Annotated in this window: 17 protein-coding genes; 3 read left to right on the top strand and 14 right to left on the bottom strand. The window is 65.7% G+C overall.

Translation table 11 applies throughout. From position 1 onward, the window contains the following. Window positions 1-25: 25 nt before the first annotated feature. The 6 genes from ACOGI5_RS14035 to ACOGI5_RS14010 form a co-directional block, all read right to left on the bottom strand. Window positions 26-802, bottom strand: a complete 777-nt coding sequence (locus tag ACOGI5_RS14035) for a hypothetical protein (RefSeq protein WP_419865030.1) — start codon at window positions 800-802, stop codon at window positions 26-28. A 27-nt stretch (window positions 803-829) separates the two neighbouring features. Then, on the bottom strand, window positions 830-1,198 hold the full coding sequence (locus ACOGI5_RS14030; protein WP_419865029.1) for a hypothetical protein: 369 nt from the start codon (window positions 1,196-1,198) through the stop codon (window positions 830-832). An 85-nt stretch (window positions 1,199-1,283) separates the two neighbouring features. Next, window positions 1,284-1,949: a maleylpyruvate isomerase N-terminal domain-containing protein gene (locus ACOGI5_RS14025; protein ID WP_419865028.1), complete on the bottom strand. Its 666-nt coding sequence runs from the start codon at window positions 1,947-1,949 to the stop codon at window positions 1,284-1,286. 54 nt (window positions 1,950-2,003) lie between these two features. After that, window positions 2,004-3,362 (bottom strand): LLM class flavin-dependent oxidoreductase, encoded by a 1,359-nt coding sequence (locus ACOGI5_RS14020; RefSeq protein ID WP_419865027.1) that lies wholly within the window; start codon window positions 3,360-3,362, stop codon window positions 2,004-2,006. 52 nt (window positions 3,363-3,414) lie between these two features. Continuing rightward, the gene (locus ACOGI5_RS14015; protein WP_419865026.1) at window positions 3,415-4,404 is read right to left on the bottom strand and encodes a D-2-hydroxyacid dehydrogenase; all 990 of its coding nucleotides are present in this window, start codon (window positions 4,402-4,404) and stop codon (window positions 3,415-3,417) included. 17 nt (window positions 4,405-4,421) lie between these two features. Then, window positions 4,422-4,667: a hypothetical protein gene (locus tag ACOGI5_RS14010; RefSeq protein ID WP_419865025.1), complete on the bottom strand. Its 246-nt coding sequence runs from the start codon at window positions 4,665-4,667 to the stop codon at window positions 4,422-4,424. A gap of 141 nt (window positions 4,668-4,808) precedes the next feature. On the opposite strand from ACOGI5_RS14010, the gene ACOGI5_RS14005 reads away from it, so the two are divergent. Next, window positions 4,809-6,038, top strand: a complete 1,230-nt coding sequence (locus ACOGI5_RS14005; protein ID WP_419865024.1) for a DUF3500 domain-containing protein — start codon at window positions 4,809-4,811, stop codon at window positions 6,036-6,038. A gap of 28 nt (window positions 6,039-6,066) precedes the next feature. Here ACOGI5_RS14005 and ACOGI5_RS14000 read toward each other — a convergent pair whose 3' ends face one another. Continuing rightward, the gene (locus ACOGI5_RS14000) at window positions 6,067-6,483 is read right to left on the bottom strand and encodes an ester cyclase (protein ID WP_419865023.1); all 417 of its coding nucleotides are present in this window, start codon (window positions 6,481-6,483) and stop codon (window positions 6,067-6,069) included. 123 nt (window positions 6,484-6,606) lie between these two features. Further along, window positions 6,607-7,770, bottom strand: a complete 1,164-nt coding sequence (locus ACOGI5_RS13995; RefSeq protein WP_419865022.1) for an acyl-CoA dehydrogenase family protein — start codon at window positions 7,768-7,770, stop codon at window positions 6,607-6,609. Between the two features lie 146 nt (window positions 7,771-7,916). On the opposite strand from ACOGI5_RS13995, the gene ACOGI5_RS13990 reads away from it, so the two are divergent. Next, window positions 7,917-8,693, top strand: a complete 777-nt coding sequence (locus ACOGI5_RS13990) for a maleylpyruvate isomerase N-terminal domain-containing protein (protein ID WP_419865021.1) — start codon at window positions 7,917-7,919, stop codon at window positions 8,691-8,693. Between the two features lie 19 nt (window positions 8,694-8,712). Here the strand turns inward: ACOGI5_RS13990 and ACOGI5_RS13985 are convergent, their stop codons facing one another. The 3 genes from ACOGI5_RS13985 to ACOGI5_RS13975 are packed head-to-tail and all read right to left on the bottom strand — an operon-like array spanning window position 8,713 to window position 10,789. Next, complete coding sequence (locus ACOGI5_RS13985) at window positions 8,713-9,120, bottom strand: TIGR03618 family F420-dependent PPOX class oxidoreductase (protein ID WP_419865020.1); 408 nt, start codon at window positions 9,118-9,120, stop codon at window positions 8,713-8,715. 42 nt (window positions 9,121-9,162) lie between these two features. Next, window positions 9,163-10,044 (bottom strand): fumarylacetoacetate hydrolase family protein, encoded by an 882-nt coding sequence (locus ACOGI5_RS13980; RefSeq protein WP_419865019.1) that lies wholly within the window; start codon window positions 10,042-10,044, stop codon window positions 9,163-9,165. 10 nt (window positions 10,045-10,054) lie between these two features. After that, the gene (locus ACOGI5_RS13975) at window positions 10,055-10,789 is read right to left on the bottom strand and encodes a carboxymuconolactone decarboxylase family protein (protein WP_419865018.1); all 735 of its coding nucleotides are present in this window, start codon (window positions 10,787-10,789) and stop codon (window positions 10,055-10,057) included. Between ACOGI5_RS13975 and ACOGI5_RS13970 the strand changes: the two genes are divergently transcribed. Continuing rightward, window positions 10,743-11,441, top strand: coding sequence for a GntR family transcriptional regulator (locus tag ACOGI5_RS13970; RefSeq protein WP_419865017.1), 699 nt, complete (start codon window positions 10,743-10,745; stop codon window positions 11,439-11,441). The two genes, ACOGI5_RS13975 and ACOGI5_RS13970, sit on opposite strands and share 47 nt — an antisense overlap. A 73-nt stretch (window positions 11,442-11,514) precedes the next feature. Here ACOGI5_RS13970 and ACOGI5_RS13965 read toward each other — a convergent pair whose 3' ends face one another. Genes ACOGI5_RS13965 through ACOGI5_RS13955 form a run of 3 tightly spaced genes read right to left on the bottom strand, consistent with a single transcriptional unit; the run spans window position 11,515 to window position 14,795 of the window. Further along, on the bottom strand, window positions 11,515-12,168 hold the full coding sequence (locus ACOGI5_RS13965) for a VOC family protein (protein ID WP_419865016.1): 654 nt from the start codon (window positions 12,166-12,168) through the stop codon (window positions 11,515-11,517). Window positions 12,169-12,200: 32 nt separating this feature from the next. Next, window positions 12,201-13,061, bottom strand: a complete 861-nt coding sequence (locus ACOGI5_RS13960; RefSeq protein WP_419865015.1) for a fumarylacetoacetate hydrolase family protein — start codon at window positions 13,059-13,061, stop codon at window positions 12,201-12,203. Between the two features lie 60 nt (window positions 13,062-13,121). Beyond that, window positions 13,122-14,795 carry an FAD-dependent monooxygenase gene (locus ACOGI5_RS13955; protein ID WP_419865014.1) on the bottom strand — a complete coding sequence of 558 codons (1,674 nt, stop codon included), beginning with the start codon at window positions 14,793-14,795 and terminating at the stop codon, window positions 13,122-13,124. Window positions 14,796-14,837 lie beyond the last annotated feature (42 nt).

Below are 14,837 nucleotides of genomic sequence, written 5' to 3'. Positions count from 1 at the left end.
CTTGCTCCTCGGTCTTGAGGTCGTCTCAGTGGCTCGGCGGTAAAGGGTGGGTCTGCGGAGGCTCGGTGCCGAGGCTTCGCCCGCCGGGCTCGGGCGTGCCGCCGGCGGGAATGTGCTGGAACTCGCGGTTCATTCTGCGGACGGCAGGTGTGATCGCCGCGGCGTAGCTGATCAGAGCGAGGAGGACTCGGCGAGCTGGCAGGAGCACAAAGCAGATGGCCCAGGCAGCGGCGAACCCGATGAGCCGTGGTTTCATCGCGGACACACGCGCAGACGGCTTGTCGTCTGGTCGGCCGAGTGGGAAACGCTTCGGCTTGATGAACCAGCCGTGGGCAAACAGCTGAGCGACGAAGTAGGGCCAGAAGGCCTCCGGGGCGTCCAGCGGGGGATCGGTATCCCATGGCGCGTCCGTGTCGCTGGCGAGTCCGTCTTGGATGCGAGACCACATATGCGAGGCGGTGACTCGGCCGGAGGCGCCACCGCGGTTCTGATGAGTGGGGCGACAGTGCCACCGGTACAGCACTCGTCGGTCTTCGGCGAGGGCAAGGATCCCGGCCTGGAAGATGCCGTTCGGGTGCGACGACCAGTGCCGCTCCGGTAGTGCGCCGTCGCCGATGTAGAGATCGAACCGGTCAGCCTCGCGGCAGTCGCCGAGTATCTCGTGGTGGGGGTCGCCGACCGCCTGAAAACTCAGTTCCCATGCATCCTGGGCTTCGCTTGCAAGACTCTGGGGCTCGCTGGAGACGGCGAAGATCTCGCCTCCTGCAGCCCGGATCTTCTCGACGACCCCCGACTTTGCCATGCCGCGTAACTCGCGACGGCAGGGAGGTCACCACAGGCCGCGGTAGAACACCAAAACGACAAACTTGTGCTTGTCGAGCTGGGCGTTGAGCCATCCGGCTCGTACGCCGATCGGCGGGTCGAGCAGCGGCGGGATCAGTGGATCGTCAACGGCGGCGGCCGACACTCGAAAGCCCTCGGCTGATCGTTCGACTACCACCTGCTCACGGGCACAGACGTCGCCGTCGCACAGCACCAAGCCCAGTTCGAAGGAACTTTCTCGCGCCTGTGCCACGGTGTCTTCGGCGTCGATGACTCCGGTGATCTCGTAATGCGACTCTTGCGTTGCGTTGATCCACTCGAGAGCGGCCTCCGAAGCGGCCTGCAGCTCCTTGGGGGGTGCTTCGCTCACCTTCATGGGTTGCAGTGCCTCACTCGTCAACGGAGGGCCCACACTGTGGCCGATCTCCCGGTGACCCTAGATCGGCGTGGCCTGCAGCGGACTAGAAGACGGGAAAGACAGCACTGTCGCCTGAGCGTTCTGCTCGGGTGAGGGCGTAGAGGACGCCCCAGTCGCCGTTGCGGTCTCGGGCGATGTTCATGCAGATCTCGATGATGATGGCCGCACCCTCGGGGTCGGTTGCTGGGCGGGGTTGGCCGATGCTGACGGCGAGGTCGTCGAGATGCAGGAGCACCTCGATCAGCCGGGTGCGGCAGAAGTCGTCAAGGGTGAGCAACCGGCCGCCCAATGCGGCGACGAGGCGGTCGGCGGGTTCGGCGGCCAGCCGTGTTTCGAGGTCGGCAGCCAGTTGTCGGCATTTGTGCACGGTGGCTTCGTGGCCGATGGCCGATTCGGCAGCCGAGACGTCCTTGATCTGGTCGTGGATGGGGGAGTCGACTGCTGCATGAAAGTAGGTGACCGAGGTGAGCAGGTCGCCGTCGGGACGCCGGTCGGGCGGGGTGCGGTCGAGGTAGGCGATGGTGGCGCCGGCCGCACGCACGAGATGGGCGGCGAGCGCGCCGACCGCCATGCCTTCGAGGGCGGAGGGCTGGTCCCATCGCTCGGCCGTGGCGGGCGTGGCGATGAGTTCGGCTGCTTGGCTGACGGCTTCGACAACCAGGGCCCGCACGCGGGCCGAATCGGTCGGCAGGTCGGTGGCAGTCGTCATGGGCCGATCTCGATTCTTCTCATGGATGGCTGGTCGGCGCCGCCGTCGCCCAGGTCAGCGGGGGCGGGGATAGGTGGGGTGCAGGTGGCGCTGGCCGGCGCCGAAGAAGTTCTCCCGGAACGTCGTGCCTTCATAACCGGTGCGGAAGCGGCCTCGCCGCTGAAGCTCGGGTACCAGCCAGTCGACAACCTGGGTGAGACCCCACGGGACCGGCGCCGTCGTCACGTTGAACCCGTCGACGCCGGTGGTCTCCATGAAGGCCTCCATCTGGTCGGCAACCGTGGCCGGCGAACCCACGAATCCCAACCCGCCGGCGGTGTCGGATAGCCGCCGGGCAACATCGCCGACGGTCCAGACCCTGTCGGGGTCTTCCAGCTTCCAGCGCTCTACCTGAGTTCGGATCGCATTCGCCTCGATGTCGTCGATCGGCGTATCGGGCGGGTGGCCGCCCAAGTCGATGCCCGTCCAGCCGCCGTACAGCGCCAGGTAACCGTCGACGGAGAACAGCCGCGACCACTCGTCGCGCATCGCCCGGGCCTCGGCATCGGTTTCCGCCACCACCACCCTCGCTACTTGCAGGGCTCTGATCTGGGTGGGATCTCGCCCAGCCGCCGCGGCGCGCTCGCGCAGTGAGGTCACCACAGCCGCACCCCGCTCGTTGCCCGGCACCTGCATGAAGACGACCTCGCCGGTGTTGGCTGCGAACTCGACACCGCGGGCCGAGTTGCCCGCCTGATACAGCACCGGCGTGCGCTGAGGGGAAGGTTCGACCATGTGCGGGCCTTCGACCGTGAACCACTCGCCGGAATGATTGATCTCGTGCACTCTCGCCGGATCGGTATGAGTGTCGGCCTCGGTATCGAGGACAATGGCGCCCTCTTCCCAGCTCTGCTCCCACAGCTTCACGCAGACATCGACGTACTCGTCGGCCCGGTCGTAGCGAGCGTCGTGCGCCAGGATCTCGCCGAGCCCTTGACGCTCGGCATCGGACAGGTACGAGGTGACGATGTTCCAGCCGACGCGGCCTCCGGTGAGGTGGTCGAGCGTCGAGAACAGCCGGGCTGTGTGGTACGGGGCGTGGTGGCTGGTCGAGAAGGTCACTGCGAAGCCGAGGTGTTCGGTGCACGCTGCCAGTGCCGGGATCAGCAGGGTGGGGTCGATGCCGGGAATCTGAACCGCGCCACGCAGCGCAGCCTCGCGGCTCGCCCCGTACACGTCATAGGTGCCCAGCACGTCGGCGAAGAAGATCCCGTCGAAGCAGCCCCGTTCGAGGGTGCGCACGAGGTCCTGCCACCAGCTCAGCGTCCGGTAGCCCCACGACGTCTCATCGGCGGGGTGCTTCCACATCCCCTTGATCTGATGATTCGGGGAAGCCTGGATGAAGGCGCTCAGGTGCATCTCATCGCCGTTCATCGGCCGAGATGCGCCGGCCGGGCGCAACGTTCTGTGCGGTGGGGGAGCGGGGTCAAAAACCGAGCACCTTGTCGGCGACAACGTAACGAAGCGGTTCGTTGGCGAGCAGGCGACGGCAGTTCTCGGCGATGAGCTCGAAGCGGCGCTGCTCAATGTCGGGGCCGACCATTGCCACGTGTGGCGTGATGAGCACGTTGGGCAGCGCCCAGACACGGTGGTCGGGCGGCAGCGGTTCTTGGTCAAACACGTCGAGACCGGCGCCGGCGAGCTCACCGGCTTCCAGAGCGTCGGCGAGATCGTCGAGCACGACGGTCCGGCCGCGGCCGATGTTGATGAACACTGCCGTGGGCTTCATGAGCTCGAAGCGGCTTCGCCCGAGCATCCGCTCGGACTCGGAGGTGTGGGGAACAGTCATGACGACTGCATCGGCCAGCGGGAGCTGAGCCTCGAGTTCTTCGGCCCCGAACACGGCGTCGATGGCCCCGCCGGAAGTGGTCTCGGGGCGCACGTCGACGGCGACGACCCTCGGGCCCCACGGCTGCAGGTAGCGGGCCGCCTGGTGGGCGACGCCGCCGGCGCCGATGAACAGCACCGTTGCGTCTGCGAGGTGCAGAACCGGGGCGACCCCGCCTCGGTATTTCCGGTCGCGCTGGTCGTGCGCGTAGTGAGGCAGCCCGCGAGCGAAGGCGAGCAGGAACGCCATCACGTGGGTGGCGATGTGGTCGTTGTACACGCCGCGCATGTTGGTGACCACGACGGGATGCGCAGCGAGTTCGGGGGTGAAGTAGCCAAGCGGCGGATTCGCCATCGGCGCCTGCAGCCAGCGCAGCCGCGGCGCATGCCAACCTCGCGGCAGCACGCCGTACGCGGCGTCGGCACTGCCGAGTTCGCCGAGCACCGCTTCGTCGGTCACTGAGATGACGACATCGAGGTCGTCATGCTCGGCACGAAGCGCGGCCGCCCACCGCTCGAGCACATCCACATTCGGCACGGCCGGCGCTCCAGGCGGGGCCATCAACACGAATTTGGCGGTCGTACTCATGTCATCTGATGCATCGGTCAGGTGGCAGCGACGGTCGGTCGTGTGGTCAGCAGGTCCCGACAGAGCAGGCCGGCCGCACGGAAGGCGTCGACGTAACGCTGGTAGGCGACGGTGCCGGGCTCATCGTTGGCGTGCTCGGGCTCGCCGGGCCCGTCGGCGGCCTTGACCCGGAACTTCAACAGATTGACCTGCGCGATGGGTCCATCGTGAGGGTCATCGCGGAAGGAGCGGAACTGGTCGGCAGTCGGCTGCATCGCAGGCATGACACCTCACTGTCACCTCAGAGCAGTCGCACGGATCGAGCGATGCGGGTCCCTTCAGTGAAGCGCAATGTGCCCGTCGCCGCTGGCCGATGCGAGTTCGGTTGACCGCGGCGGCGTCTTGCCGCTGGAAGGATGGCGTCCATGAACCACTGGGCCGAGTTCGGGGTGCGCCACATGCCCCCGATGAGCGCACGCACACGCGTCACCGACATCGCTTCGCCGCTCGTGCCATTCGTCGATGAGCGGATAGCACACAGAGACGAGCCGTTCACAGGCCTGACCGTCGACGGCGCCGTTCGCCAGGGTCTGTTCGGTCTCGCGCCGACAGGCGTGCCGACAGCGCCGCTGGTCGAGGCCGCTCAGGCATTTCTCGGCGCATTGACGGGCGAGCAGCGGCAGCGAGCCCACCAACCGCTCGACAGCGACGACTGGCGCACCTGGATCAACGTGCACATGAATTTCTTCCGCCACGGGGTGATGCTCGAAGAGCTCGACACTGCGGGCCGCCAGCTCGGCCTCGACCTGTTGCGTCAGACCCTGTCGGCCCGGGGCTACGGACAGGCTCGCGACATCATGCGGCTGAACGAGTTGATCGCCGACATCTCGGGCAGCCCCGACGAGTACGGCGAGTGGCCCTACTTCGTGACCGTCTTCGGCGAGCCCGGACCCGACGTGCCCTGGGGCTGGCAGCTCGACGGCCATCACCTGGTCGTCAACTGCGTCGTGGTCGGTGATCAGATGGTCATGACGCCCACGTTCATGGGAGCTGAGCCGTGCCATGTGCACGAAGGCCCCTACGCCGGCACGCAGGTCTTCACCGCCGAGGAACGATCAGGGCTCGACCTGATCCGCTCGCTGGACAGCATCCAGCAGGGTCGAGCGATCATCCGCCCCTCGATCCATCCCGACGACCTGCCCCCAGAACTCCAGCATCCCTTTGACGGGCGGATGCAAGGCGGCGCCTTCCTCGACAATGCGGTCATCCCCAACGAAGGCGTGGCGGCCGCGGACCTGTCGGATGCCCAGCGGCGCATCCTGCTCAATCTGATGGCGACTTACGTGGGCTGGACCCGCGACGGCCACGCACAGATCAGGATGGACGAGGTCGCCCACCACCTCGACGAGACGTGGTTCTCGTGGATGGGCTCAACCGGCGACGACGGGCCCTTCTACTACCGGGTGCAGAACCCCGTCGTGCTGATCGAATTCGACCACCACCCGGGCGTGGTGTTCGACAACCTGGTCCCCTCACGCAACCACATCCACACGTTGGTCCGCACTCCCAACGGCGGCGACTACGGAGCCGATCTGCTGCGTCAACACCACGACCGCTACGACCACTCACATGGCGACCATCGCCACCGCCACTGAGTTTCGGTGGGAGTCGATTCCCGGATACTCAGGCCCAGCCGAGCTGCTGCAGAGCGACGCCGGAGTGCCAGATCTTGGTCATGTGGGAGATCTTGTCGCCCTCGAAACGCATGTCGTACACGTAGTCCGAGCTGACTGACTTGCCGGTCGGCGGCACCGGGCCGCCCTCGCCGGTGTGGGTTGCGTTGAACACGGCATAGGCCAGGACGCTGTTGCGCTCGGTGTCGACGGCCCACGACTTCAGGTCATAGGAGCCGTCGGGCATGATCATCAGGGTGCCCTTCATCCAGTCCGCGTAGTCGCTGAGCTCGGTGATGTCGCCGATCGCCTCGGACTGCGCCGAGAATGTCGCATCTGGTGTGCAGTATTCGGCGCAGCCGTCCCAGCCCTGCCCGGTCTCGCACGCGTCGAAGAACGCTGCGGCTACGTCATTGATGTTCGACATGGAATGCCCCCTCGGTCGCCCGTGCTCCCGTCGGCGCAAGCCTGACAGACCGCTCCGCGCATGTCCATGCGTGGCCGGAGGGTCAGCAGGTGCGTCAGTTGCTTTGGGCAGCAGGCCTGCGGTTCACACCAGGAACCTGCTGGTGGGCTGGTCGAGCAGGAGGCGTCCGTAGTCGGCGTATCGGATCTCTCGATCGAAGATCAGGTGATTGGCACCGGTCGTGATGTCGCGCAGCGCTCGCTGGATGGGGTTGTCCAGCCGGGAGCCGCTGGCACCGGTGACCGAGCAGATGTCCCGCACGGCATCACGGCACATGTACACCGCGTGGGTCAGGCGCGACAACCAGATGCTGCGAGTCTCGAAGGATGCGCTGTTGCGCTGTGCCATCACATCGGCGAGCACGTCGCGGAAGATGAGTTCGGCTGCGTCGATGGACAGTGCGGCGCGTGCGGCGATCGCCGGCTTGCCCTGATCCCGTTCGGGGCCGCCGACGCCGGTCTCGTTTGCCGCGATCTTGGCTTTGGTCTGCGAGCGGTATTCGTCCAAGGCCATCTGTGCCGCGCCGAGCATGGGCAGCCCGGCAGCGAAACCGAGCACGGGAATCAGCGGCGTGCGATACAGCTCTCCTGGGTGAACCCGGGTGGACTCGCCGGCTGCGTTCATCAGCCCGACCATCGAGACGACCCGATCGGCGGGCACGAACACGTCCTCGACGCGGATGTCCCACGAGCCGGTGCCGCACAGGCCCATCACGTACCAGGTGTCGACCGGCTCGACATCGTCGGGCGGCACGGCGAAGAAGTTCGGCAGGATCCGCCCGTCGCCCTCGTCGACCATCGCTCCCACCAGCACCCAGTCGGCATGGATGATGCCTGTTCCCCATTGCCACTGACCGTCGAGTCGATAGCCGCCTTCGGTGGCCGTCGCCCTGCCTCCCCCGGCATTCAGCGTGGCCGGGGCCAGGATGAACTGGCGCTCGGCGAAGACTTCCTTCTGGAAGCTCTCCGGGTAGCCGCACATCCAGAAGTTGTGCTCGATGTAGAACGAGATCAGCCAGCCCATCGAGGCGTCAGCGCGAGACAGCGTCAGCGTCACCTCGAAGAACGTGTCGAGGTCGGCTTCATGGCCGCCGTAGGCCCTCGGAACCATGAGTGCGAACAGCCCGCTGTCTCGGACGGCGTCGATCACCCTGTCGAGAGGGCGGCGGGCCAGCTCAGCCTCGCGGGCGGTCTCTCGCAGCAGCGGAGCGAGATCGTTCGCGGCGCTGATCAGTTCCCCTGAGCTCATCGGGGAGTTGGTCATATCGCGCTCCGGCGGCTCGGCTCAACCCTGCGAGTTCGAGCGGGACGCGTCGTCGTCGCTCGCCGGGTCGACGCCGGTCACCGTAGCTGGGTTCGCTTGCCGGCAACGTGTGCGGACGCTAAGAACGAGCGATGCTTGATCACTCCGAGCGGGTCGCTGCAGCGCGGTCAGCCATCGACTACATCTGCGGCCGCAGCGACGCCGAGCAGGCAGTGCCGGTGCCGAACTGCCCGGGCTGGACGGTCTACAACGCGGCGTCGCACATCGGCCGGGTGTCCATCGCGTGGGAAGAGATGATGACCTCGGTGCCGGAGGATCCCGAGTCTCGGGCACGCGGTTACGAGCGCGCCGGCCGCAAGCCGACCGGAACCTCTACGGCAGAACTCGCAGCGTGGGCCCATTCAGCCATCGATCAGCTCATCTATGACCTCGATCGACGCTGCTACTTCTCGATGACCGGAGGCGAAGGCAATCCGCGGCTGTGGGCCTGGCACGCAGCCTCCGAGCTCGGCATGCACCGGCTCGACGTCGAGGCGGCGCTGGGTCACGAGCACTCCATGACGCCGTCGCAAGCACTCGATGCCGCCCACTACACATGCCAGTTCTTCCTGCAAGCGATGCGCCGCATCCTCGAACGAGACCCCGGCGGGCTCACTGCACGGCTCGTCGATGCCCAGAGCGATACGGGCGATGCAGCCGGCGAACTGGTCGGCAGCCTGAACATTGAGCCGTTGCCCGAGTCGACATCACCGGCAGCCGCCGTCATCGAGGGGCCGTCGGTGCAGGTGCTGCTCGCGCTGTGGGGACGACCCCACGACCGCGTTGAGGTCACCGACGGCGACCCTGCGGTGTGGCACCAGTGGCAGGCCCTGCCCAGCGAGGCCTTCCAGTTCGGCACCTGGGACTGAAGACGCCGACGGGCTCCAGCTATTCGTGGAAGATGGCGCCCGTCGGGGTGATGCGGATGACGGTGCGCTGCTGCTCATTCAGCATCGGCACAATGCCCGCAGGATCGGGCCGATCCTTGCCCATGAGCCGAGCGAACACGTCGGCCGTGAGTTCCGCCCGCACGGGATCCTCCGAGATCGTCTCGGCGGTGCCGTAGATCACGAGATGAACGCGTCCGTCAGGCACGCACAGGCTCACCGCAGGCTGGCGAACGGCGTTGTGCCACTTGGCGGTGTAGCTCTTGGCTGAGATCACGATGCGGCCGTCGTCATCCACCACGTAGCCGATCATCGACTGCTGCGGCGAGCCATCGCCCCGTCCGGTCGCCAATACGGCCCAGACGTGCTCCGCTAGGAAGCTGCTCTGCTGTTCATCAAGCACGGTCATGCAAGAATCCTCCCTGAGTCGTTTGACATGAAGCGTGCAATCTCAACGAGGCGGGAAGTTCGGCGTGGGGTGGCAGTGGTCAGACACACGCACACAGCGGTTGGTCATGGTGCCGACACCTTCCACCGTGGTGGTGATGACATCGCCGTCGGTGAGGAACAGCCCCTGAACGGCACCGATGCCTTCCGGCGTACCCGAGAAGATCACGTCGCCGGTACGCAGCGTGGTGATGCGCGACAAGTACGAGACCAGCGTTGGGATGGAGAACATCAGGCTGGCCGTTGTGTCGTTCTGACGTTCTTCGCCGTTGATGCGGGTGGTCACACGTACGGCTTCGAGGTCGGCGAATGAGTCGGTGGACACAAGCAACGGCCCGATCGGCCCGAATGTGTCGAATGACTTGCCGAGATCGAAGTGCGGCGGCTTCGACGCCATCTGCATCCCACGGTCGGAAACATCCTGGCCGGCGGTGAGCCCCAGGACATGGCTCCAGGCGTCGGCCTCGTGTATGTCCTTGCCGCCGGGGCCGATGACTACGACGATCTCTCCCTCGTAGTCGACCCGCTCGCTGCGCAGCTCGACGTCGTCGTACGGCCCGACGATGCACGACGGAAACTTGGTGAACACGAGCGGCGCTTCGGGGACGTTCATGTTGGCTTCGGCCGCGTGCGATCGGTAGTTGAGCCCGATCCCGTAGGAGTTGCGCGGTGCCGGTACGGGCGCGTGCAGCTGGGCATCGGCGAGTGAACCGGTGGGTTGATGCGCGTCGAGCCTGTCCGACAGCGCGGCGAGCTGACCGGCGGACTCGAGTGCTGCCATCGGATCACTTCCGACGGATCCCTGCGAAACGGTCTCGAGGTCGTAGTAGCTGTCGCTTGCCACCAGGGCGGCGCGACCGTCGACGTTGGCGAGTGCAAATGGCATCGTCAGTCTCTCAAGCGTGCCGGCCGACTTGCCAGCCGACCGCGGTGAGATTCTCGTTGCCGAACTCCTTGGGCTCCGATTCGAGCTGCGTCGCCATGGTGTCGTTCCAGCGGTTCAGGTAGCCGAACAGCGCGCACACGGCCACGATCGCGACGATCTGTTCCTCGCTGTAGTGCTTGCGACACTCCTCAAAATCCCCGGCGGTGGCGGCGTTCGGGCTCGAACCGGAATGGAAGGCCAGCCGCAGCGCGGCGCGCTCGGCGTCGGTGAAGAGATCCGACGTCTCGAATTCCCAGACGGCGGCGACCTTCGCCGTATCAGTCCCCTGACTCGCGGCCGTCGCGCCAGTGTGTGCTTGGCAATAGCGACAGCCATTCGCTGCACTCGCAGCGTGGGAGACGAGGTTCTTTAGCTCGCCGTCGATCACGGGGTTCTGGAGCACAGCGCCGCCGAGCGCCAAGAACCCACCGAGAACTTCGGGGACGCGTCCCATCGTGAGCAGCGATGTCGGAAGAAACCCCATGTTCGCGTCGACGTTTGAAAAGACCTCTTCGAATTGAGGTAGGTCCTCGCGAGCGAGTGGCTTGACGTTCGGCATGTTGGCTCCTTTCGGCCACAGCATGTGGCAGCAATTTCGAAAAGTCAAACAAATAGCGAGATCGGCGGCTATCCGATTATCCGTCGCTATCGTTGCGGTCATGGCGCCGAGCAGTTCGACCCGCGGCGAGGACGTGTACCAGCGCATCAAGGTTGATCTTGTGAGCGGCGAGTTCTGGCCAGGTTCCAAGCTCCCGTTCGCGATGCTGACGGAGCGATACGGGTCGAGTGCCAGCGTGATTCGCGAGGGCTTGTCCCGCCTTGTCGAGCAGGGGCTGGTTCGCTCCGAGCCACAGCTGGGCTACCGGGTTGCACCTGTGTCCATTCGCGATCTCAAGGACCTCACGATGGCGAGATGTGCTGTCGAGACCCAAGCACTCCGACTCTCGCTTCAACATGGCGATCTGGCTTGGGAATCATCGGTCGTTGCTGCGATCCATGCGTTGGAACGAACGCCGGTCGGTACGCAGCCCGCTTCGGCTGATCCATGGCCTCTTGTCCATCGCCGTTTTCATGAGGCGCTGTTGGAGGGTTGTCCCTCGCAGCGCCTGATCAACACCGCCCTCGGGCTGCGTGATGCGGCAGAGCTCTACCGACGCTGGTCAGTCCCGGCCGACGACAACGGGAACCGGGACCTCAACCATGAGCATCGGGCGATCGCGGACGCAGCGATCAATCGGGATGCCGAGGCGGCGTGCCGACTCCTGGAGGAACATCTCAACCTCACCGCACGCCTGCTGGTTGAGCGAGGCTTGCAAGAGGGCTTCCTCGACGAGTCGGAATTGGTCGAGACCGCCTGAGGGGTCCGGGCGGTAGGTCAACTCGGCGTGGCCGGCATTGCGGCCCCTGGGTCGGCGCAGGCGACGAGTGGAGCTAGCGGCGTCGCTTGAGCCGTCCAGCCAGCGCCAACATCGCGCCGCCGATTCGGCCGAGATAGGCCGTTGGCGGGGGCGTCGTGCGCGGCTTCATGATCTCGGGCCACCTGGTCAGATCCTCGTCGGGAACGCCCGCGCGGTGTCGTTCAAGCCACTCATCCGGATCGATGTCGATCCCTACGGGATTGATGGCAAAGCGGCCGTCCTGCAGGAATTCGTTGGTTTCAGCACGAGTCGGAAAGTTGTCGACTTGCAATTCGATGACATTGGAGTCGGGATCGCGGTAGTAGAGCGACGTCGTGCCGCCGTGATTGATGGGCCACACCGGCTCGATGCCGTGCTGCTTGAGTCGCTCGTACGTCGAGAGCAGGTCACCGAGCGTTGCATAGGTAAACGCGAAATGATCGACACCGGCCGCCCCTCGCAGATTGGGAAGCAGCCCCTTGCCATTGATGACCGCAAGGCGGTGGTGCTCGTCGTCGTAGTAGAGAAACGTCACCATCGGGTTCTGGTGGGCGATCTCTGCGCCCAGAACGAACCGGTACCAATCGATGAGCTCGCTGTAGCGCGTGGTCTTGATCACGACGTGCGCGAGCTTCGCCGGGCGGATGATGTCGGTCTTCGAGATGTTGGGGGCTGTGTCAGTGCTCATGGTGTGTCTCCACGTCTTCGGTGCAGTTGCAGTCAACCGGCGGCGACGATGTCGGTTCTCAATGTGCCAACGCCCTCGATCGTCATCTCGATGACGTCACCGGGCCGCAGGAATTTGCCCATGAAGACGCCGACGCCGGCCGGTGAGCCAGTGCAGATGACATCGCCTGGATCGAGGCGCATGAATTCGGTGATGCGGGCGATGCAGCGAGCGACGGAGTGGATGAGCTCGGTGGTGCGCGCGTCCTGGCGAACCTCGCCGTTCACCTTCGTCTCGAGGTGGAGGTCCAGCGGCTCGGTGAATTCGTCGATGGTGACCAGCGCGGGGCCGAGGGGCTTGAACGAGTCCATGCCCTTCGCGTGGCTGAGCTCGAAGAGCGGGGTCGACATCGCCTGACGCTGCAGGTCACGCGCCGAGACGTCATTGGAGACGGTGTAACCGGCAACGTGATCCATGGCGTCGGATTCGGCGATGTGCGACCCGCCGCGCCCGATGACCACAGCGAGCTCGATCTCGTAGTCGACGCTGTCAGGAGCGACGCGTGGCAAGACAATCGGATCTGCCGGGCCGACGACCGACGACCCGGGGGCGATGAAGAACACCGGCACGTCAGGCACCTTGGTACCCGAGCGTTCGAGCATCTCGCGGGTCTCATCGACGTGGCTGGTGTAGTTGATGCCGATGCCAATGACCTTGCCCGGCTGGAGCACCGGCGCGAGCAGGCGTACCGCGTCTGACGGCAGGGTTGCGGTCACCCTCGCCGACCGCGCTGATTCGAGGGTCGGGTCTGCGGCGAGGAGCGCGCCCAAGTCTGCAGCGTCGATACTCAGCAGCTCGAGTTGACCATCTGCGGCTTCGCGGGCAATGCCCCGGTCTGTGGTGTAGAGCTTCATCGCAGGTCGTCCTTGCCTATTGCACTTGTTGCGGCTGTTCGGCATTCATGAGGGGATTCTTCACGCGGTGCTGAGCATCGACCCCAGAGCCGTTGCGAGTGCATCGGTCGGGCGGCCGGGGAGGTTCCTGGTGCGCCAGCCGATGTGGCCGTCGGGTCGCACCAGCACAGCCCCGTCATCGACGCCATAGAGCGATGCGAAGACTTTTCCGGGGTCGGCGACGTCCACGCCGACGGCCACAGTCTGAACTGCGGCGGACTGGGCAGACGCCGCCTGCTTCCAGCTGCCGGCCGCGTCGGAACTGCACAGCAGAGTCCATTGTCCGTCGAACAGGTCGAGGCTGGAACCGGGGTTCCCGTCGGTGACGATTCCGAAGTGGGGAGCGCGCGCACCTGGGCGGGCGTTGGGGATGTACTCCCGATCGGGATCGGCGCGATGGGGTGGAGCGGTCCCGTCGGGGACGATCGCGCCGTCGTCGTAGTGGAAGCCGAGATCGCGGCCGAAGGCGCCGAAGTGCGCCCGCTCGCGGTCGGCGATTGCCTGAATGTCGGCCGCCACCTCCTCGAAGGTGGCTTCGCCGGACTCGAGCCGACGGGCCTGCGCCTGCGCGCCTGGTCCCATGATGTCGGCGACGCCGAGCAGGTTCCGGAAGCTGAAGTCGCTGTTGCCCTGGGCCACCTCGAGGCGCTCTTGCTCGTAGGTGTCGAGCAGTGCCTCGCCTGCCTGCCCGCCGATGACCGCCGCAAGCTTCCATGCCAGGTTGTGCGAATCTTGGACTCCGGTGTTCATACCGAAGCCACCTGTCGGCGGGAACCTGTGCGCTGCGTCTCCTGCAAGCAGCACACGGCCCTCCCGGTAGCGGGCGGCTACTTGGGCCGTCATCACCCACGGGCGGACTGAGCGCACTTCAGGGTTGACCTCGGCGCCGATGGCGCGTCGGAGAATCTGCTGGCAGCGGTCGTCGCTATAGACACTCGGATCGAATTCCTCGGTGTCGGTCGGGGCGTGAAACACCCACCGGTAACGGCCATCCATGGCGATGAATGTGCCGGGACTCTCGGCGTCAATCGTCCAGTACAGGACCGAGGGGCGCTCGACGAGCAGTTCGGACAGGTCTGCGTGGAAGTAGATCCCCACGATGCGAGCGAGGGCATCGGGGCCGACCATGGGAATGCCGACGAGTCGTCGCGTGGTGCTGGCGGCGCCATCGGAGCCGATGAGCCAATCGGCGCTGATCCGGCGGGTTGTCCCGCCTTCGGTGACGCTCGCAATGACACCGGCACCGTCTTGGTCAATGTCGGTGAGGGTGGTTGAGAACCGCAACCGACCTGGGCCTCGCTGAGCTATCTCTGCCAGAATCGGCTCGATCAGGTCTTGCGCGCACGAGCACGGCACGGCTGGCGTTGCCGCCATGAGCATCGGGATCATTTCTGGGGGTGGAGCAAGGCTGAGAGAGGCGAATTCGCGGCCGGCAAGCGACTTCACCCACCTCACGTGCCCGCCGGACTCTCCCGACAGGGCACCCCCGTACACCGCCTCGGCGATACCCAGCGAGCGAAAGATCTCCATCGTTCGTGTGTTGACGACGTGAGCCTGGGGATGATCCGTGGTCGCCGGGTCGCGGTCGATCAGGAGGGACTCGACGCCGAACCGCGAGAGCAGTGCCGAGAGCACGAGCCCGGTCGGGCCTGCTCCGATGATCAGCACCGGAACGTGCTCGTCAGCGTTGGCCATGTTGCTTCATCGAATCAGGCGTCGCACATGCGAACGACGTAG

The organism is Candidatus Poriferisodalis sp. (assembly GCF_965208925.1).
Lineage (GTDB): Bacteria > Actinomycetota > Acidimicrobiia > Acidimicrobiales > Poriferisodalaceae > Poriferisodalis.
This window is presented reverse-complemented; position numbering and strand designations above follow the sequence as displayed.

What these genes read in the sequence shown, in the direction of transcription:
- ACOGI5_RS14000 (WP_419865023.1), bottom strand. Translation starts at nt 6,483, where the DNA reads ATGTCGAACATCAATGACGTAGCCGCAGCGTTCTTCGACGCGTGCGAG.
- ACOGI5_RS13990 (WP_419865021.1), top strand. Translation starts at nt 7,917, where the DNA reads ATGCTTGATCACTCCGAGCGGGTCGCTGCAGCGCGGTCAGCCATCGAC.
- ACOGI5_RS13965 (WP_419865016.1), bottom strand. Translation starts at nt 12,168, where the DNA reads ATGAGCACTGACACAGCCCCCAACATCTCGAAGACCGACATCATCCGC.
- ACOGI5_RS13980 (WP_419865019.1), bottom strand. Translation starts at nt 10,044, where the DNA reads ATGCCATTTGCACTCGCCAACGTCGACGGTCGCGCCGCCCTGGTGGCA.
- ACOGI5_RS13955 (WP_419865014.1), bottom strand. Translation starts at nt 14,795, where the DNA reads ATGGCCAACGCTGACGAGCACGTTCCGGTGCTGATCATCGGAGCAGGC.
- ACOGI5_RS14005 (WP_419865024.1), top strand. Translation starts at nt 4,809, where the DNA reads ATGAACCACTGGGCCGAGTTCGGGGTGCGCCACATGCCCCCGATGAGC.
- ACOGI5_RS14010 (WP_419865025.1), bottom strand. Translation starts at nt 4,667, where the DNA reads ATGCCTGCGATGCAGCCGACTGCCGACCAGTTCCGCTCCTTCCGCGAT.
- ACOGI5_RS14020 (WP_419865027.1), bottom strand. Translation starts at nt 3,362, where the DNA reads ATGAACGGCGATGAGATGCACCTGAGCGCCTTCATCCAGGCTTCCCCG.
- ACOGI5_RS13985 (WP_419865020.1), bottom strand. Translation starts at nt 9,120, where the DNA reads ATGACCGTGCTTGATGAACAGCAGAGCAGCTTCCTAGCGGAGCACGTC.
- ACOGI5_RS13960 (WP_419865015.1), bottom strand. Translation starts at nt 13,061, where the DNA reads ATGAAGCTCTACACCACAGACCGGGGCATTGCCCGCGAAGCCGCAGAT.
- ACOGI5_RS14035 (WP_419865030.1), bottom strand. Translation starts at nt 802, where the DNA reads ATGGCAAAGTCGGGGGTCGTCGAGAAGATCCGGGCTGCAGGAGGCGAG.
- ACOGI5_RS14030 (WP_419865029.1), bottom strand. Translation starts at nt 1,198, where the DNA reads ATGAAGGTGAGCGAAGCACCCCCCAAGGAGCTGCAGGCCGCTTCGGAG.
- ACOGI5_RS14015 (WP_419865026.1), bottom strand. Translation starts at nt 4,404, where the DNA reads ATGAGTACGACCGCCAAATTCGTGTTGATGGCCCCGCCTGGAGCGCCG.
- ACOGI5_RS14025 (WP_419865028.1), bottom strand. Translation starts at nt 1,949, where the DNA reads ATGACGACTGCCACCGACCTGCCGACCGATTCGGCCCGCGTGCGGGCC.
- ACOGI5_RS13975 (WP_419865018.1), bottom strand. Translation starts at nt 10,789, where the DNA reads ATGCGCTGGTACACGTCCTCGCCGCGGGTCGAACTGCTCGGCGCCATG.
- ACOGI5_RS13970 (WP_419865017.1), top strand. Translation starts at nt 10,743, where the DNA reads ATGGCGCCGAGCAGTTCGACCCGCGGCGAGGACGTGTACCAGCGCATC.
- ACOGI5_RS13995 (WP_419865022.1), bottom strand. Translation starts at nt 7,770, where the DNA reads ATGAGCTCAGGGGAACTGATCAGCGCCGCGAACGATCTCGCTCCGCTG.